Here is an 18,842-nt window from a genome sequence, read left to right on the forward strand (position 1 = left end):
GCTCGGCACGGTCGCGGTCCCGATCCGCTGCTAGACGGTGCCGTCGGTACTGGCGTACGCGGTGTATGTGGCACCGTCGCGGGTGAGCCGGAGCCAGGCCGGGTGGTACGAGGCACCGCCGCCCGCCCAGGTGTCGAGCCCGCCGTCGCCGTCGCTGTCGGTCATGAACTCCACGCCGTACGACTTGGACATGGTGAGCACGGCGTAGCCGCCCTTCTCCGGGGCGGTCAGGTCGTTCGCGACGGCGATCCCGGCCTTGGCGGAGGGTCCGCTGCCGGTCTGGCCGACGAGGCGGGCGGTGAGGCCGCCCGAGGCGGGTACGGCGTCCGGCACATGGATGGCGGCCTTCTCGTCCTTCCAGCCGGCCAGGTCCTGACCGCCGGCCCAGATCGCGAACTGGGCGTCGTTCTGGGCATATTGGGCGTCGTCGGTGGTGGCGAACGTCCGGTACGGGGGCTGGACCGCGGACGGTACGGGGGTGACGTCGGCGGTCACGCCGTCGGTGTCGTGGCGCGTCCGGCCGCCCTGTCGGAAGGAGGCGCCCACGCCGATGTCGTACGGCCCCCATGCCGCGCCGACGGGCGGGGTGACGCGCCAGGTGACGGCGTAACTCCCGCCTGGGGCAAGGGAGTCGGTGCCCGTCTTGCCCTCCGCTTCGGCGGTCCAGCCGTCCGGCAGGCGCAGCCCGGTGGCGACCCGGGTGATCGCCTTGGAGCCGGTGTTGGTGACGGTCGCGGTGATCTCAGTGGCGCTGCCGGTCGGGAGGCTCGGGCGGTACGGGGTGAGCCGGACGCGGGCCGAGGGGCAGTCACGGGCCGCCCCGAGGCCGGTGAGGTCGACCGCGTCGGCGAACGCCTTCATCCCGGTGTCGTTGGGATGCAGATGGTCACCGGAGTCGAACGCGGCGGCGTAGCGGGTGGGGTCGTCCGGATCCCGTACCGCCTTGTCGAAGTCGGCGTGGCCGTCGAAGACGCCGCCGTCGCGAACGAACGCGTTGACCTTCTGCCGGTCGGCCTCCTTGGCCTCGGTCCAGTAGTCGCCCCAGCCCCGGTACGGGACCACGGTCGCGCCGATCACCCGCAACCCGCGGGCGTGGGCACGTCGCGCGATCTCCCGCATGCCGTCGATCACCTGGTCGCCGGTGGCGCCGCCCCAGCTGAGGTCGTTGACGCCCTCGAAGAGGATCATCGTCCGGGCGCCCGGCTGGGACAGCACATCGCGCTCCAGCCGCTCCAGCGCCGAGGGGTTGCCGTCGGTCCCGGCCGTGATGCGGTTGCCGCTGATGCCCTCGTTCAGCACTCCGGCGGGGGAGGTACAGGCCGACAGCCGGGCCGCCAGGTAGTCGGGCCAGCGCCGGTTGGCGTCCGAGGTGGAGGAGGCTCCGTCGGTGATGGAGTCGCCGAGCGCGACGACGGAGCCCAGCGCCGGGCCGCCCCGCACGTCGACGCCGGTGAGGAACGGGAACGTGGAGTCGGTCGTGGTGAACGCGTCGCCGCCGGCGTCCTCGGCGTGGTCGCCGACGCCGTCGGGCGTCCAGTAGACGGTCTGGAGGCCCATCCAGTGCTGGCTGACATGGGTGAGCCTGCCGGGGAAGTACAGGCTGACCACCAGATCGCTGCGTGCGGCCACGGGAATCCGCAGCCCGTCGCTCGCCGCCTGCCCGCCGGCCGGGATCGTCACGTCCTCCTTGCCGCCGAACGTGAGATCGCGCGGGCGGCCGGACACCGACGAGCCGCTCGCGCGCCGCCCCACGGTCGCGTGTCCGATCGTCACCGGCTGGTCGGTGAACTCATTGGTCAGCCGGATCCGGACACTCGTCCCGCCCGTGCTCACATGCACCGGGATCCGCACGGTCACCTCCGAGGTGCCCGGGTCGTACGAGGCGTGCTGTGCCGTCGCCCAGGTCCCTGTCCAGTCCTGCTGCGGAACCCCGGCCCCGGCCGCGGCCGGAGTCGCCGGGAGGAGGGCCGCCAGGACGATCGCCACGACCGTCGCGAGGGAGGCGCGTCTTCTTGTCACGGGCATCAGGAACCGCCTCCGCAGGTCAGCTTGGCGTCGGCCCAGTCGGCGTGGTCGAGGGCGTTGCCGTCCCCGGCGTCCGAGACGACGAGTTCGAGTCGGCGCGCGCCTGTCATGTCGACGTCGATCTGCTCCGTCGCGGTGTCCCGGTCGACGGTGCCGCTCTCGTAGACGGGGATTCCGTCGGCGAGGACGGTGTAGGCGACGGTGGCCGGGCCGTCGGACCGGCCATAAGTCTCCTGGTCGAGGCCGAGCGCGGCGTGGAAGGAAGTGCAGGTGCCGCCGAGCCACACCTGCACGCTGCTGGCGGCGTGGGTACCGAGGCCCTTCTCGTACACGGTGTCGTGGAGGGTGAGCGGCAGGCCGTCACCCTCGGCGTTCTCGCCGACGGACTGGTCGCGTTCCACCGGCCCCCACCCGTTGCTGCCGGCCTGGAACGGCAGATCGCTGACGTAGTGTTCGCCGGCCGTGAGTGGTGGTGGCTGCGCCGCCACCACCCGTTCCCCGGTCACCGAACCGGGCTTGCCCGCGCGGGTGAAGTCGGCGGTGACGCGGAGGATCGCGACGGTGCCGGTCTCCTGGTCGGCGGGCACGGTGACGGTCCACTGGGCTTTCGCGGAGGCACCGGGCTTGAGGGTGCCGAACCGGACCGGACCGGCCGGGGTCGCGGTCCAGCCGTCGGGCAGCTTCGGGCTCAGGGTGAGGTCGCGGAGCGTCCTGCCGTCGTCCGGCACGGCGGCCGTCGCCGTGACCTGGTAGCTGTTGCCCGGCTCCACGGTGTCGGGGGCGTCGACGGTCACCCGCGCCGGGGTGGCCGGGTCGGCGTAGGCGGCGGTGTCGTAGGCCGGGGCGGCCACATCGGCGACCTGCAACGAGGAGGTGACATTGCCGAGTGTGGTGAGGCCGACCTTTCCGAGGCCGCCGCTCTTCGCGTCCTCGCTCCACGACGCGATGGCGACGGTGTTCCTGCCGTCGGCGCGCAGAATGCCGTTCGGGATGGGGAACGTGTGCTGCGGACCGGTGTCGTTGACGTAGTTGCCCATCAGCCAGCCGTTGACATAGATGAGGGCGCGGTAGTTCCGGTCGGGGTCGTCGGTGATGGTGACGCCGACAGAGACGTCCTGGCCCTTGGGAAGCTTCGGGTTGAAGGTGGTCCTGTACCAGGCGATACCGGGAGTGGTGTCACTGACCGGCAGCGTGGTGTCGTCCCAGGAGCGGTCCGGGTAGCCGGGCAGGGTCCAGCCCGAACGCTCCCCGTACAGACCGCCGTTGTTCAGGTGCCCGCGCACGGTGTCGACGGGCTGCTCACCGCCCCGGGCACCCTGGATGCGCCAGGTGATCTGCGCGTCGGAGCCCGCGAGATACGCCGTGGTCAGGCCGCGCGGCTGCTTGTGGTCGTCGCTGTTCCAGGTGAAGTCCTCGTTGTGGCCCATGGTGCCGACCAGGACGGAGATCACGTTCTCCTCGCCCTTGCGCAGCAATCCGTCGGCGAGGGGAAAGGTCTTGCGCCCGGTCTGACTCGTCCCGGCGAACGTCCCGTTGATCCACACCGAGTACGCGCCCACCGCGGCCGAGCCGGTGTCCGGGTTGGTGGCGTAGGCGGTCAGGGAGAGGGACTTCTCGGTGCCGGTGGCCTTGAAGCGGCCGCGGTACCAGACATAGCCGTAGTGGTAGCCGTACTCGTCCTGGTAGAGCACCGGCAGAGTCCCGGGTCCGGTCGGGTTGTTGCTGCTCAGCTTGTCGGCGTACGTCCAGGACGCGTCGTCGAAGTCCGAGTCGGCCTCGGGGGTTTCGGCGGCCGTCTTCCAGCCGGTCAGCTCGGGGAGCTTGATGTCCTTCGGCCCGGGCACGCTGCCCAGCAGGCTGCCCGAGGAGGTCCGTCTCACCTTCAGCGGTACGCCGTTCCAGGTGACGCTCCGTACGCCGGGCGGGGCGAAGACCTCCAGCGGACCCGCCTTCTTCGCGTCGCCGGTGAGGGCGAGCGTCGTCCCCCGGCCTGTGACGGACGCCGTACGCACCAGTTCGGTGCCGCGTTCCAGCACGGGACCGGCCGCAGTGTCCTGCCGCCAGAAGCCGGCAGCTTCGGTGTCGGTTCCGATGAGGAGCACCAGATCGGGGCGGCCACCGCCCTGGACGAGGACCCGGGTGAGGCCGGTGTGGGTGTAGTCCAGCTTCAGGTCGCCGCGCTCGGCGTCCCAGGTGGCGTCCGCCTTGCCGTCCAGCACGGTGACCTCGGGCTCGGAGGAGTAGCGGAGCACGGTCTGCCCGGGGTCGCCTTCGCCGCCGTACAGCACGGCTTGCACGCGGTCACCGGTCCGTGTGCTGGTCAGCAGCTCGCTGGTGGAGTAGACGAGCCGCTGCCCGCCGCCGAGGTCGTGGCCGGCGACGAGAATCTTGCCGGTCTTGCCGTTCAGCCGTGCGGTGACCGGATACGTGCCGTCCGGGGTCTGCCAGTCGAAGGTGGTGGTGGCGTCGGCGTCGGCCATCGGGTCGCTGTGCCGGAGGTAGAGGAACTGGGTGCCGGTGTCCGGGTTGGCGCGGGCCTCGATGTGCACGGCGGTGTCGGAGGAGGCCGGCGCGTCGACCGGATCGGTCGCGGTGAGCGGTCCTGTGGTCGTGTAGAAGAGGCCCTGCCGCTTCATCTCGTCGTAGTCGGCGCCGGTCTGGCGGGGCTCGCTGATCGGTGCGCCGTAGTCGTACGAGGTGTAGACCTGGCGTGGGTCGGCGAGCCAGCCCCAGTTGGTGCCGCCGTACGTCATGTAGAGGTTCTCGATCGTCGTGCCCTGCATGACCTCGTGCTTGTTGACGATCTTCTGGTAGGCGGGGCCCATCTTCTCCCGGCACTTCTCGTAGCCGGTGTCGCCCCAGGTCTGGAACCAGCCGGTGCCCGCCTCGAAGATCGCCAGCGGGGCGTCGTCCTGCTGCCGCTTGAGGGCGGGCAGCCACCACTCGCCCTTGCAGAAGGAGTTGTACTGGTCCAGCTCGCCGACGAAGTCCAGGCCCTCACCGCCCGCGTACTGCGGCATCGGCTCGTTGCCCACCAGGGGCACGGTGATGCCGTCGGCGCGCACCTGCTTGGACAGTTCGACGATGTAGTCGCGGCCTTCGGGGTCGTACAGCTCGTTCTCGACCTGGTAGAGCAGCACCGGTCCGGCGCCGTCGGTGACCTGGCGGCGGGCGAGGATCCTGTCGATCTCATTGAGCCACTCGCGGGCGGCGTCGAGATACTCGGGGTCGGTGGAGCGGGCCTGTCCCTTCTGGGTCATCAGCCAGCCGGGGAAGCCTCCGCCGTCCGTCTCGGCGTTGATGTACGGGCCGGGCCGGGCGATGACATAGAGCCCGGCCTCCTCGGCCATGTCGAGGAGCTTGTCGACGTCACGGACACCGGAGAAGTCGTAGACGCCCTTCGCCGGGGAGTGGAAGCCCCAGTCGAAGTAGATCGACACGGCGTTCAGGCCGCTCGCCTTGATCTTCTGGAGCACGTCGCGCCACAGGTCCGGGCTGGGGAGCCGCCAGTAGTGGAACTCCCCGGACCAGACGAAGAGCCGCTCGCCGTCGACCTTGACGGAGTACTTGTCGTAACTGACTGTGTGGGGCGTGGGGTTGGCGGCGGTCGGGGCCGTGGCGTGGGCGGGTACCGCCACGGAGAGGACCGCGAGCAGCACGGCGGCCAGTGCGGCGGCCAGTACGGTCCGCAGGTGTCGAACTCGGGCGAGGTTCACGAGGTCCCTCCCGTACAGGTCAGCTTGGCGTCGGCCCAGTCGGCGTGGTCCGTGGAGACATCGCCGTCCCCGTCGACCAGCAGGTCCAGCCAGCGGGCGTCGGCCACGTCCACGTCGATTCCGGTGCCGCCGTCGGAGCCGCGCACCACCGGGGTCGTGGTGAGGGAGCGGCCGTCGGCGATCACCTCGAAGGAGACGCTGCCGTTGTCGCCGACCTCGTCGTCCACCCCGGCGGTCGCGGTGAACCGGGTGCAGCCGCCGCCGAGATAGACCCGGACCCGGCTGTTCGCGTGCACGCCGAGGCCCTTGGCGTGGACGGTGCCGCCGATGCTCAGGGGGCGTCCGTCGCCGGTCACGGACTCCCCGTTGGAGGTGTCCCTTTCCACCGGGCCCCAGCCGTTGACCGCCGTGACCAGGGTCAGGTCGCTCACATAGGAGTCGGCGGACAGCCCCGGCGGTGGCACCTGCACGGCCCGTACACCGGTGACCGTGCCGGGACGGCCGGGCTGGGTGAGCCTGGCGGTCGCGGACAGGACGGCGTAGTGGACCGGGTCGCCGGGCGGGGTGACGGTGTAGTCGGCGGTCACTGTGCCGCCGGGCCGGACCCGGTCGAAACGGGTGGTGTCGTCGGTGGTCGCGGTCCAGCCGTCCGGGACCTTCAGCGCCAGCTCGACGTTCCGGGCGGTCGGCGCGTCCTTCGGCACGCTGAGGGTGACGGGGACCCGGGCGGCGGTTCCGGTGCTCAGGAACGGTTCGGCGTCGACGGTGACACGGGCGCCGGCGTCCGGCACGGCGTACGTCCTGGCGTCGTACGAGGGCGCGGCCACCGTTGCGACCTTGATCCCGCCCGCCGAGGCGCCGAGGTCGACGAGCTTCGCCGAACCCGGGCCCGCACCGGACTCGGTGGACCAGACGGCCAGGGCGATGGTGTTGCCGCCCTGCTCACGCAGAATGCCCTTGGGGATGACGAACCGTGTCTGGGGTCCGGTGTCCGGCAGGTAGCGCCCGATCAGCCAGCCGTTGACGAAGATCTGGGCGCGGTAGCCGGTGCTGCCGCCGTTGGCTTCGGCGAGATCGATCGCGATCGCGTTGTCCTGGCCCTGCGGCAGGTCGAGCCGGGCGGAGGTGCGGTACCAGCGCACGCCAGGCCCGGTCCCACCCGTCTGCTGAGCGAGAGCGGTGCTCTTCCAGCCGGCGTCGGGGTATCCCGGGAGCGACCAGCCGGCCCGCTCCCCGTACAGGCCACCGTTGTTGTAGGGACCCCGGGCGGTGTCGACCGGGTCCGCACCGCCCCGGTTGCCCTGGATCTTCCACGTGAGGGTCGAGGCCCCGCCGATCACCTCGGCGCCGAGCAGACCGCGCGGCTCCTTGGAGTAGTCGTGGCCCCATTCCTCGTTGTGGCCCGCGTTCTCCACGAGGACGGAGAGGACGTTGTCGCCTTCCGCCTTGAGCGTGTCCGGCGGGATGTCGAATGTGTGCGTGCCGTCGCCGGAGCTGCCCAAGTAGTTCCCGTTGAGCCAGACCGCGTACTGGCCGGTCGCACCGGTGTTGGCGTCGAGTGCGAGCGCGGTCGCGGCGCCGGTGGTTCTGAACCGGCCGCGGTACCAGACGTTGCCGTGGTGGTAGCCGTACTCGTCCATCGCGAGGACCGGCAGCGACCCGGCCAGCTCCGGGTTGTTGGCGGTGAGGTGGTCGGCGGTGGTCCAGGTGGCGTCGTCGAAGTCCGGGGCGGCCTCCGGTGCCTCCTCCTGGTACTTCCACGTCGTCAGCGCGGGCAGCTCGACCGGGCGGGGTGTCTGAGTGACGGCGACCTTGCGGCCGTTCCACGTCACCTTCCTGGCGCCCGCGATGACCTCGATCTTCGCGGCCTTCGTGGAGTCGCCGGTCAACTTCAGGGTGCTGCCTGCCAGTTCGGCCGTACGGACGAGGGACGGGCCGCGTACGAGGACCGGGCCGGCGGCGGTGTCCTGTTGCCACCAGTGGGCGGTCTCGGCGGTGTCGGCGATCAGCAGTTCCATGCCGTTCACCAGGACGCGGGCCAAGCCCTTGTGCGTGTAGTTCAGCCGCAGGTCGCCGCGTTCGGCGTCCCAGGCGGTCGTGACCTCGCCGTTGAGGACGGTGACGTCGGGCCGCTCGGGGTACCGCAGCACGGTCTCGCCGGTTTCGCCTGCACGCCCGTACAGCAGCGCCACGTCCCGGTCGCCGATCCGGGCGTGCGTCATGATCTCGGATGTGGAGTAGACGAGCCGCTGGGTCTCGCTCAAGTCGTAGCCCGCGACGAGGAGTTTGGCGTCCCGGCCGTCGACAGTGATCGTTCCCTGCTGCGGCACGCGCGGATAGTCGCCGTCCGCGCCGGTCAGCGACAGGGTCGTCTCGTTCTTGTCCTTCACCCGGGTGTCGGCGTGCCGGACGGTGAAGAACTGGGTGCCGTCGTCGGGGTTGACCCGCCGGTCGACGCGCAGGGCGTCGTCCGACGGGACGGGCGCCTCGGCCTTGTCCGTGCGCGCCAGCGAGGTGACGGAGTTGACCATGTACCCGAGGCGCTTGAACTCCTGGTACTTGTCGGTCAGTAGGCGGGACTCGTTGATCGGGGCCCCGTAGTCGTACGACGTGTAGACCGCGTTCGGGTCGGCGAGCCAGCCCCAGTTGGTGCCGCCGTACGTCATGTAGAAGGACTGACCGCTCACCCCGGCGGCGATGTTCATCTTGCTGAACACCCGGGTGAAGTCGGTGCCGGTGAGCTTCGCGCAGTCCTGGTATCCGGTGCCGCCCCAGGGGTCGAAGGCGCCGCCCTGTGCCTCCGGGATGATCAGGGGAGACTCGGGCTTCCACTCGTTGACGTACGAATAGTCGGGCAGGTTCTTCCAGGTGTCGGGGTCCTTGCAGTCGAAGCCCTGCGGGTAGGCGTCGAAGCCGTAGATGTCCGGGGCACCCTTGCCGCTGACCCAGTTCTTGTTGGCGCCGCCGTCGTTGACGAAGGTCGGGACGTCGATGCCGTCCGCACGTGCCCAGTCGATGAGGGTCTGCATGTAGTCGGCGTCGTGCCGACCGCCCTGGTACTCGTTCTCGACCTGATAGAGGATCACATTGCCTGTGCCACGGGTGAGTTGGTGGCGCGCGATGATCGGGTTGATCCGGCTCATCCACTCCCGGGCCGCCTCCAGGTACTCCGGCTCGGAGGTGCGGTTCACGCCGGCCTGTGTCTTCCGCCAGGCGGGCATGCCGCCGCCGGAGACCTCCGCGTTGATGTACGGGCCCGGGCGGGCGATGACGTACAGGCCCGCGCGCTCGGCCTCGTCGAGCAGCCGCTCCACATCGCGGATGCCGGTGAAGTCGTACGAGCCGGGCTTGGGGGAGTGGTAACCCCAGTCGAAGTAGAGCGAGACCGCGTTGAACCCGCCGGCCTTGATCTTCTGGAGCACGTCGCGCCACGCGTCGGGGCTGGGCAGCCGGAAGTAGTGGAACTCGGCGCCCCAGAGGTACAGGGGCTTGCCGTCGACCTGCACGGAGTACTGGTCGTAGGTGACGGTGTGCGGGGCCGGGGCCTGAGCTTCGGCCTGGGCCGGGGTTGCGATACGCGCACTGGTCAGGGGCATGACAGCCAGAGTCGTGGCGAGCAGCAGGGACTTCCACTTCACCCTCATGACGTCAGCCCCTTCACCACGGCCGCCCGCGCGGTCTCGATGTCGCCCACGTCCTTCGTCCGGCCGTCCAGGTTCCGCGTCGCGGTGGTGAGGGCCTCGGTCAGCGCGTCACTGTCGGCCCCGCCGTCCTTCTTCCGCAGCTGAGCGATGAGTTCGTAGTCCTCGATGCCCTCCTTCAGCTGCTCCCAGCGGATGCTGGACATCGGTCCGTCCTTGCCCGGATAGACCAGGTACTCGTCGCCCTGCGTGAAGATGTGCACCGGCTGTTTGAAGGGGTCGCTGGTCCAGCTGTTGTACGACCAGCGCAGGAAACCGTCCAGATTCCGCTGGGCGGAGATCCACGGCAGCATCCGCGACTCGACGGCGGGCGAGTACGACAGCGTGTTGGGGTGCGCGGGGGAGCCGTACACGTAGAAGGTCGTGATCTTGCCGGCCTTGCGCCGCTCCGCCGCCTTCTCCTTCGTCATCGCGTCGATGCCGCCCCAGTCGACGGACAGGTTGGAGGCGACGCCCTCGGTGCTGATCGAACCGGCCACGGAGATGCGGTTGTCGAAGACCGGCGCGACCTCGTGGACGAAGTCCTTGACGACCCTCATGGTGTCGATGGGCCGCTCGTCGAAGGACAGCCAGGTGTTGTCCAGCCAGCCCTTCGCCTTCAGATGCTTCTCGAAGGCGGGAAGGAACGCTCCCCATGCCTCCCGCCAGCGCTTCCCGCCCAGATCGACGTTCTCGTAGACGGTTCTGCCGGTGCTGGTGTCGGTGTAGGTGAGGTGCTCCTGGTCCTGGAACGCCAGCATGGAGAAGGCGCCGATGTCGGGCCCGAGACCGGCGCGTCTGGCGGTCTGGACGTACTTGTCCCAGCGGCCGAAGTCGAAGGAGAACGTCCTTCCGTTCCAGGTCCAGCCCACCATGCTGGTGTACGGCGTGGCGGTCTGCGACTCCCGGGTGCCGAGCGACCACTGGTGGTGCCAGGGGTTGTCGACGATGGTGGTGTTGATGACCTTCTGGCCGCGCGACGCCAGGTCGCGGTCGTACTTCTCGATCAGCTTCCAGTGCTGGTCGGACCAGAGGCTGACACCGTGGTTCTTGGCGATCGTCTCCGGCTGCGCCCATACGTCGAGGAAGAAGCCGTAGTCCTTCGGGTCGGGCACGCTCGCGTCGGCGACCTCGATGGTCAGTGGGTAACCGGCCTGGGTGCGGCCGTCGGCGCTGACCTTCACCGTGCCGGTGTAGGTGCCGGGCCTGGCCTCCTTCGGGATGTGGAAGGTGAACCACAGGGGCTGCGCCGCGTACGCGGGCACGTCCACGGAGTCCCGCTCCTCCAGCGCGTCGCCGACCACGTCGGGGTTGCGGTCGCCGGAGACCTCCTTGCCGGAGCTGACCTGGTCGATGGTGGCGGACCAGTCGACCTCGCTCTTGGAGCGCTGCACGGGCACGTACTTGACGAACCGGACCTGGGTGTCGTCACCGGAGATCTTCGCTCCGCCGGGCCCGGTGAGGTCGCCGACCACAGCTTCGACGTCGTCGAGGTTGTGGCCGGAGGCGATCGCCAGCTGCGCCGAGACCTGCTCGTTGCGTACGGCGGAGAGCTTCAGCTCCCTGGTGTCCTTGCCCTGGACGGCGGTCATCGGGTAGCGCGGGACCCGCTCTTCCGCGGAGCCGGCGAAGGAACCGGTGGGAACCCAGGTGATGGTGTCCCTGGTGCCCATGGCATCGGCGACCTTGACGGTCAGCCAGGTGGGGGTGGCCTTGGAATTGAGGTCGGTGCCGGTGGTCGTGGCACCGGTGACAGCGATCGCGGTGGTGCTCGCTGCCACGACCACGCCCGCGACGAAACCGGCGACAGCTGAGGACGTTCGTGCCATGGGGTTGGGTTTCCCTCTCTCATGGACGTGCGGTCAGGAAATGACGGAGAATCCGCTGAAGACGGCTTCGATGTTCTCGCCGGGGTAGTTGACGTTGGCCGCGCTGGCGACCATCCCGGCGTCACCGGTGCCGGCGGCCGACGGCACCCGGGCGGTGCCGACCTGCGACCAGGTCTCGCCGTCCTTGCTCGCGTACGCGGTGTAGACGGCGCCGTCCCGGGTCAGCTTGAGATACGCCGGGTGGTAGGTGGAGCCACCGCCCGCCCAGGTGTCGAGCTTCCCGTCGCCGTCGCTGTCGGTCATGAACTCCAGGCCGTACTGCTGGGTCATGACCAGCACCGCGTAGCCGCCCTTCTCCGGTGCCGTCAGGTCGTTGGCGAAGGCGACGCCGGCCTTCCCGACCGGTGAGGTGCTGTTCTGGGAGACCAACTGGGCCTGCACCGTGGCCTTCTCGCCGGCCGCGTCGTCGCGGTAGATGACGCCCTTCTCGTCCTTCCAGCCGGACAGGTCCTGGCCGCCCGCCCAGATGGCGAACTGGTCGCCGCTCTGGGCGTATTGGGCGCCCCCGGAGGTGGTGTCGGCCGTCAGGTACGGCTCCTGCACGCTGCCCGGAGCCGCCTTCACCTGCGCCGGCACGGTGTCGGACACCTTCTGCGTGCCGTTGTGACCGGTGTAGGTGACGGTGCCGGTGAGGTCGTGGCTGCCCCATCGGGCGTCGTCGGCCGGGGTCACCGTCCACGTGGTGGTGAGTGTGGCGCCGTTCTTGAGGGACTTCGTGGTGGCCGGGCCGGTCGCCTTGGCACTCCAGCCGTCGGGCAGGTCCAGTGCGGCCTTGGCGTTCTTGAGGGTCCGGGTGCCCCAGTTGGTCACCTCGGTGGTCACCTCGAACGGCGTACCGGAGTCGGTGGACGGGGCGTCCGGGGTGATCAGGACCGAGGCGGCCGGCGCGTCGTGGCGCTTGAGCGCCTTGACGGCCTTGGCGGCGCCCTTGGCCTTGAGGTTGACGAAGGCGGGGGTGACGCCGAGCGGCGCCGCGTACCCCTTGAGGGTCTTGGGGCCGCGGATGACGGTGCCCTGGTTGACGTCGTACCACGTGCCCGGCGGCAGATGGACGGAGCGGGTGGCGCCCGTGCTCAGCTTGGGCGCGGCCAGCACGGCCGGGCCGAGCATCCACTCGTCGGTGACCGTGTAACTCGCCTCGTCCTTCGGGAAGTCGAAGAACAGCGGCCGCATGATCGGATCGCCGGTCTTCAGGGTGCTCTGCACCTGGTCCCAGATGTACGGGGCGAGCTTCTCGTGGGTCTCGATCGCCTCCCGGTAGAGGTCGACCGTCTCCTGGTCGTAGTCCATCTTCTGACCGGTGGTGGTGTCGTTGGTATCGACCGGGGAGGTCGAGGCGTACATCAGCGGCATCAACGAGGCGGACTGCGCCCACCGCACCAACACGTCCTTCGACGGTGCGGGCTGGCCGCCGGAGCCGCCGATCATGTCGGACTCGACGAACGGGTAGCCGATGGTGGAGATGGCCAGGTTCTGGGTGGCGGAGGCGCGCAGGGAGTCCCAGCCGGTTCCCTTGTCGACCTGGCGGGTGACGAAGCCCGCCTCGTGGGCCGTCCGGTTCCAGTGCACCCGGATGCCGGCGCCCTGGAGGTCGAACTCGTCGGCGAGCTGCGTGCCGAGCTTCTGGTAGTCCGTGGCCTGGTGGCCCTCGCGCGGCGCGCACTTCTCGTCGAAGAATCGGGTGTCGAACTTCAGCCCGTCGATGTCGTACGTGTCCATGAGGGTCTTGAGGTTGCCCTCGTACCAGGCCTTGGCGTCGGGGTTCGCCAGGTCGATGATCCCTGCCTGGCCGTTCCACCAGGTCACTTCACACGGCTTGGCGGTGTCCTCGGCGTCCATGAGCAGATAGCCGTGGTCGACCGCGTACTGGTAGTTGTCGGAGTCCAGGTTGATCCACAGGGTGACCCAGATGCCGAAGTCGAACCCCATGTCGTGGATCTTCTCGGACAGGCCCTTGGGATCGGGGAAGGTCTTGGGATCCCAGGTCAGATTGCCGTAGTTCGACTCCCACTTGTCGTCGAGCTGGATGGTGTGCCCGTCCAGGCCGTTGTCGTGGAGGTCGGTGGCGTAGTCGAGCAGTTTCTCCTGGTCGACCTTGGTGTAGAACTGCGCCCAGGAGTTCCACAGCGGCTTGGCGTACTGCTCGTACGTGGCGTCGCTCTTGGCAGGCTTGCCGACGATGCCTATGTAGTCGCGGTAGACCGCGAGCGGAGTCGACTCGACGAACACGGTGGCCTTGTAGGTGTCGGGCGACTCGACGGTGAAGGTGCCGAGGCCGTCCTTGCCCTTGCCCAGCGCCACATCCATGACGTGCCCGGTGTCGACGCGCAGACCGGTCGACTCGGACGTGTACCAGAACGGGTCGATCATGTTGTACGACGCCGGGCCGAAGGTCTCGTGGTCGACCTCCCCGGCGTCGAGCGGCCAGGGCTGGTTGACGCCGGGACCGCCCTGCTGAGTCTCCGCCTCGCCGTGGCCGTACCAGTGGCCGGCTGATGACAGGTCGTAGGCGAGGCCCAGTTGCTTCGCTCCGCCGCCGTGGACGTCCCAGTCGAGCTGGTAGCGGTCGGCGCCGGGGGTGATCCGGGCCTCCACCGTGGTGCCGTCGAGGGTGCTGTCGGCGGTGACGGTCAGGACGCCGTTCTTCCACGTCCAGCCGGTGACGTCGGTCGCGTGCTGCCACGTGCCGTCAGACGCGGTGAAGCGCAGGGCGCCGGTGTCGGCGGAGGCGGAGGCGGTGGCGAGCACGGTCTTCCCGGCGCGGCGCGTGGTCAGGGCGAGTTCGTCGGTGGCCACGTCGAGGGTGTAGCCGGGGGCTCCGGCGGAGGCCGGCACGGTGACCGTGACGGCGTGCGCGGTGCGGGCCACCTTCGGCCCGCCGGTGGTGGCGGTGGTGGGGCGGGCGGCGGCCGTTGCCGCGGCAGAGCCGGTGACGGGCGCCATCAGCATGGCGGCGGTCAGGGCGCCGGCGAGTAACAGGCCGCCGGGACTGCTCAGTCGGGCGTGCACTCGTGTCCTCCTGTCGGACAGGACGGTGACGGTGACTCAGGAGCTGCGGTGCGTGGTGCCGGTGGTATGTGGCTGCTTGGTTCTGCGTGCAGATGCAAGATTTAAGCGATTTCGCTCATGTTCTTGCGGTAGCCGCCACCTGTCAACAGGCGGGGCACGCGACCTCCCGAGTGGCAGGGGGGCTCTCGTGGAGCAGCTCTTGTACCTGGTGGCGGTCGGTCCCGGGACCTGCCGAGAGACCTCGACGGGCCCGGAAACCGTTCGTAACGGACGGGTAAATTTCCTCAGGTCAGGATCACGGAACGGGCCAGATGGCGCGGATTGTCCGGGTCCAGCCCGCGTGCCGAGGCGAGAGCGGCGGCCAGCCGGTGCACCACGACGAGGTCCGCCAGTGGGTCCCGGCCGAGTGCCACCAACTGCCCGCCGGTGCGGGCGATCTCGTCGGCGAGACCGGACGGCAGGGCTGCCGGATCCCCGAACCACCACGCCACACGGCCGGGTCCGGTGACGCTGATCGGGCCGTGCCGGTACTCCATCACCGGATAGGCCTCCGTCCAGGCGCCCGCCGCCTCACGCATCTTCAGCGCCGCTTCCTGGGCTATCCCGTAGGCCCAGCCCTGCCCCAGGAAGGTGAACTGCTCGGCCTCCAGCACCCCGGCCGGCAGGGGTTCGTCCAGCGCCGAGTGCCCCTGCTGCGGCAGATGTCCGAGGTCCTCGCCCAAGTGGGCCCGAAGGAGCACCAGTTCGGTGCTGGCGAACCGGGTCTGGACGACCGAGGTCTCGTCGGCGAAGTCGAGCACGACGACGTCGTCCGCCGACCCCGTCACCGGCGACTGCGGCACCGCGGTCACCGCGGTGGTGGGGGTGCGCCCGCGCAGTCGGCGGAGCAGCTCCAGCACCTCGGTCGTGGTGCCGGACCGGGTCAGCGCGATGACCCGGTCGTAGGCGCGGCCGGCCGGCATCTCGGAGGCGGGGAAGGCGTCGGTCTCGCCGTGGCCGCCCGACTCCCGCAGTGCCGCGTACGCCTGGGCGATGAACCAGGACGTGCCGCAACCGGCGACGGCCACCCGCTCGCCGGGCCGGGGCAGCGAGGCGGAGGCGGGGCCGTCGGGCTGCCGGGCCAGCGTCAACGCCTGCCGCCAGCAGTCGGGTTGGGTGGCGATCTCGATCTCGGTACGACTCATCGGGAGTCTCCCCTCCAGGGCGCACGGCGTGACCGATACGTGATGCGGCGGCCCTTGACGCCGTGCGCGTTTCATTGAGCATCATGTCGCTTGATGATTGATAGCACTATGAATCGAGCATAAACAAGCAAGCGGGCGCGCAATCAGGCGAGCACGCGCTGGACGAAGCACGCGATGCGTGCGGAGGGGTACTCCGTGAAACGGCACCTCGCAGGCCTCGCCGGGGGACTGTCCCTGGCACTGGCCCTCACCGGATGCGGCAAGGGCAGTTCCTCGGACAGCGGCGGATCCGACGGCAGGACGATCAGGTTCGTCGCGGCGAAGTACGACGACGACACCCAGGCCTACTGGACGGCACTGATCAAGGACTTCGAATCCGTGAACCCCGGCTACCGGGTGAATCTCGAAGTCGTCGACTGGGAGCAGATGGACTCCAAGGTCAAGACGTACGTCCAGACCAAGCAGGAACCCGACATCCTCAACTACAACAAGTTCTCCGACTTCGCCCGCGACGGTCTGGTCCACAAGGCGCAGGACGTCGTCTCCCCCGAGGTGCTGGCCGACTTCCTCCCGGTGTTCCGGCAGAAGGCGCAGTACGAGGGAGCCCAGTACGGCCTGCCCTTCATCTCCAGCGCGCGCCTCTTCTTCTACAACAAGGACATCTTCGCCAAGGCCGGCATCGCCCGGCCGCCGACCACCTGGGCCGAGGTCGAGGCCGACGCCAAGAAGATCAAGCGGGCCGGCTACATCGGCCTCGGGTTACCCCTGGGGGCCGAGGAGGCCCAGGCCGAGTTCCAGATCTGGGCCATGAACAACGGCGGCGGCTGGACCGACGCCTCGGGCGAGTGGGCTATCGACCAGCAGGCCAACATCGACACGCTCACCTATCTGCGGAAACTGACGAAGGACAAGGTCACCCAGCCCAACCCGGAGACCACCAACCGCAAGGACGTCTTCAACCAGTTCGCCCAGGGCAGGATCGGCATGCTGAACGGGGCGGTCTTCATGCGGAAGGGCTTCATCGACCCGGTCGACGCGAAACTGAACTACGGAGTCGCGGCCCTGCCCAGCAAGAACGGCAGTACGCACAAGACGCTCGGCGTGCAGGACTACCTCGTCGCGTTCAAGAAGGGTGACGGGTCGAACAGGACGGCGGTGAAGAAGTTCCTCGACTTCTTCTACCAGAAGGAGAACGCCGCCGAGTTCGTCTCCACCGAGGGGTTCCTGTCGGTCACCAAGTCTGCTGGTGAGGTGCTCAGTTCCGACAGCCGGAACGCCGCCTACTACAAGCCGTTCGTCGACGCCCTCTCCGCCGCGGAGTTCGCCCCCACCGACGACCCCGCATGGGCCGCGGTCGACGGCGCCGTGAAACAGCGCATCGGCACGGCGGTGGCGGGCGGCGACCCGGCGAAGGTCCTGGGCGAGATCCAGAAGACCGCGCAGAAGGACGACTGACCACGGTGGCCGTACACGACGTCACCGTAAGCGCCACCGGGGCCGAACACCCGGCCCCGGTGGCGCCGGAGCCACCCTCGCCGCGCCGCCGTCGCAGGACATGGCGCGCGCTGGAGCCCCTGCTGTGGCTCGGTCCCGCGATCCTCCTCATCCTGGCCATGGTCGTCTGGCCGGTCGTCGAGATGATCCGTACGTCCCTGACGCGGGTGAGCTCCACCGGGCAGTCCCAGGGGTTCGCCGGAATCCGCAACTACACCGACCTGTTCGCCGAGGGCGACCTGCCCGGAGTGCTGCTGCGCACCCTCGTGTGGGTCGTGGGAGTCGTCACCGTCACGCTCGTGCTCTCGCTCGGCCTGGCCGGGCTGCTGAACTCCCGTTTCCCCGGGCGCCGGTGGGTGCGGTGGGCGCTGATCGTGCCCTGGGCCTCGTCCGTGCTGATGACGGCGCTCATCTGGCGCTGGATGCTCAACAACTTCTACGGCGTGGTCAACCGGCTGCTCATGGACCTCGGCGTGCTGGACGCGCCCGTCAACTGGCTGGCCGATCCGGGGCAGGCCCTCGCCGCGATGATGGGCGTGGCGGTGTTCGTCTCGCTGCCGTTCACCTCGTTCGTCCTGCTGGCCGGTCTACAGAGCATCCCCGCCGAGGTGTACGAGGCGGCGCGGGTCGACGGCGCCGGCCCGGTCCGCGGCTATCTGGGCATCACTCTGCCGCTGCTGCGGCCCTCGCTGGTGGTCGCCGCGATCATCAACGTGATCAACGTGTTCAACTCGTTCCCCATCATCTGGGCCATGACGCGCGGCGGCCCCGGCTTCGCCACCGACACGACCACTACCTACCTGTACAAACTCGCCTTCGACAACCAGTCGGTGGGGGAGTCGGCAGCGATGGCCGTCGTCAACTTCGGGCTGGTCATGGCTGTGGTGCTGGTCTATCTGCGCATCGTCCGACAGGAGGACACCGCGTGAGCCGGACCACCGTCATCCCTCGCAGGCCCGCGCCGCGCAGGAAGCGGCCCGGACCGATGAAACTGCGCACCGTCCTGCTCACCGCCGTCGGATGGCTGGTGGCGCTGGCGTTTCTCGCGCCCTACGCGGAAATGCTGCTGACAGCGCTCAAACCGACGCCCGAACTGATGAAGTCCCCGCCGTCCTATCTGCCCTCCCGATGGGAGTGGTCGAACTTCACGCACATCTGGTCGCTCACCGACCCGCGCATCGCGGACGCCCTGCTGTTCTCGCTGTACGTCGCCGGGGCGGCGACGCTCCTCACCCTGGCCGTCGGGCTGCCCGCCGCGTACTACACCGCCCGGCACCGCTTCCGCGGGCGCGGCGCCTTCCTGCTGCTCGTACTCGTCACCCAGATGTTCGCGCCGACCGCGCTGCTGGTCGGCATCTACCGGGAGATGGTCGGCCTCGACCTGACCGACACCGCCGAGGGCCTCATCCTGGTGAACGCGGCGTTCAACCTGCCGTTCTGCGTGTGGATCCTCAACGCGTACTTCGCGAGCATCCCCCGGGAACTGGAGGAGGCGGCCTGGCTCGACGGCACCGGGCGGTTCGGCGCCCTCACCCGTGTCGTCCTGCCGCTCGCGATGCCCGGTGTGGTGACCGCGCTCGTCTACACCTTCATCGGAGCGTGGAACGAGTACGTGGTGGCGCTCACCATCACCTCGTCCAGCAACCGGGCGACCCTGACCAGGGCGATTCCCGGTTTCGTCACCTCGTACCACGAGCAGTGGCAGTACCTGTTCGCCACTTCGCTCGTCTCGATCGTGCCCGTGGTGGTGCTGTTCGTCTTCGTGGAGCGCCACCTCGTCTCCGGCCTGACCGCGGGCGGCGTCCGGGGATGACGCGGGAATACGCGACGCGGCCGGGGCCGGCA

General features: G+C 69.4%; 9 protein-coding genes. 3 read left to right on the forward strand and 6 right to left on the reverse strand.

The genetic code is table 11. From position 1 onward, the window contains the following. Window positions 1-30: 30 nt before the first annotated feature. From OG787_RS43490 to OG787_RS43515, 6 genes are all read right to left on the reverse strand, one after another. Window positions 31-2,025, reverse strand: coding sequence for a GDSL-type esterase/lipase family protein (locus OG787_RS43490; protein WP_405538978.1), 1,995 nt, complete (start codon window positions 2,023-2,025; stop codon window positions 31-33). Then, the gene (locus tag OG787_RS43495) at window positions 2,025-5,741 is read right to left on the reverse strand and encodes a beta-galactosidase (protein WP_405538979.1); all 3,717 of its coding nucleotides are present in this window, start codon (window positions 5,739-5,741) and stop codon (window positions 2,025-2,027) included. Before OG787_RS43495 ends, OG787_RS43490 begins: the two co-directional genes overlap by 1 nt. Further along, the gene (locus OG787_RS43500; RefSeq protein WP_405538981.1) at window positions 5,738-9,385 is read right to left on the reverse strand and encodes a beta-galactosidase; all 3,648 of its coding nucleotides are present in this window, start codon (window positions 9,383-9,385) and stop codon (window positions 5,738-5,740) included. The genes OG787_RS43495 and OG787_RS43500 overlap by 4 nt, the downstream gene beginning before the upstream one ends. Further along, entirely contained in the window at window positions 9,382-11,250 is a 1,869-nt protein-coding gene (locus tag OG787_RS43505; RefSeq protein WP_405538982.1) for a glycoside hydrolase domain-containing protein, read from the reverse strand. The genes OG787_RS43500 and OG787_RS43505 overlap by 4 nt, the downstream gene beginning before the upstream one ends. A gap of 33 nt (window positions 11,251-11,283) precedes the next feature. Continuing rightward, window positions 11,284-14,259 (reverse strand): TIM-barrel domain-containing protein, encoded by a 2,976-nt coding sequence (locus tag OG787_RS43510; RefSeq protein ID WP_405540759.1) that lies wholly within the window; start codon window positions 14,257-14,259, stop codon window positions 11,284-11,286. 344 nt (window positions 14,260-14,603) lie between these two features. Beyond that, window positions 14,604-15,503 carry an SIS domain-containing protein gene (locus OG787_RS43515; RefSeq protein WP_405538983.1) on the reverse strand — a complete coding sequence of 300 codons (900 nt, stop codon included), beginning with the start codon at window positions 15,501-15,503 and terminating at the stop codon, window positions 14,604-14,606. 195 nt (window positions 15,504-15,698) lie between these two features. Here OG787_RS43515 and OG787_RS43520 point away from each other — a divergent pair, with 195 nt between their 5' ends. The 3 genes from OG787_RS43520 to OG787_RS43530 are packed head-to-tail and all read left to right on the forward strand — an operon-like array spanning window position 15,699 to window position 18,810. Beyond that, the gene (locus OG787_RS43520) at window positions 15,699-16,958 is read left to right on the forward strand and encodes an extracellular solute-binding protein (protein ID WP_369030066.1); all 1,260 of its coding nucleotides are present in this window, start codon (window positions 15,699-15,701) and stop codon (window positions 16,956-16,958) included. Between the two features lie 5 nt (window positions 16,959-16,963). Next, window positions 16,964-17,926, forward strand: coding sequence for a carbohydrate ABC transporter permease (locus tag OG787_RS43525; RefSeq protein ID WP_405538985.1), 963 nt, complete (start codon window positions 16,964-16,966; stop codon window positions 17,924-17,926). Further along, window positions 17,923-18,810 carry a carbohydrate ABC transporter permease gene (locus OG787_RS43530; protein WP_405538986.1) on the forward strand — a complete coding sequence of 296 codons (888 nt, stop codon included), beginning with the start codon at window positions 17,923-17,925 and terminating at the stop codon, window positions 18,808-18,810. The genes OG787_RS43525 and OG787_RS43530 overlap by 4 nt, the downstream gene beginning before the upstream one ends. The last annotated feature ends 32 nt before the right edge of the window (window positions 18,811-18,842 follow it).

The organism is Streptomyces sp. NBC_00075 (assembly GCF_045041225.1).
Taxonomy (GTDB): domain Bacteria; phylum Actinomycetota; class Actinomycetes; order Streptomycetales; family Streptomycetaceae; genus Streptomyces; species Streptomyces adonidis.

What these genes read in the sequence shown, in the direction of transcription:
- OG787_RS43490 (WP_405538978.1), bottom strand. Translation starts at nt 2,025, where the DNA reads ATGCCCGTGACAAGAAGACGCGCCTCCCTCGCGACGGTCGTGGCGATC.
- OG787_RS43500 (WP_405538981.1), bottom strand. Translation starts at nt 9,385, where the DNA reads ATGAGGGTGAAGTGGAAGTCCCTGCTGCTCGCCACGACTCTGGCTGTC.
- OG787_RS43505 (WP_405538982.1), bottom strand. Translation starts at nt 11,250, where the DNA reads ATGGCACGAACGTCCTCAGCTGTCGCCGGTTTCGTCGCGGGCGTGGTC.
- OG787_RS43510 (WP_405540759.1), bottom strand. Translation starts at nt 14,259, where the DNA reads ATGCTGATGGCGCCCGTCACCGGCTCTGCCGCGGCAACGGCCGCCGCC.
- OG787_RS43515 (WP_405538983.1), bottom strand. Translation starts at nt 15,503, where the DNA reads ATGAGTCGTACCGAGATCGAGATCGCCACCCAACCCGACTGCTGGCGG.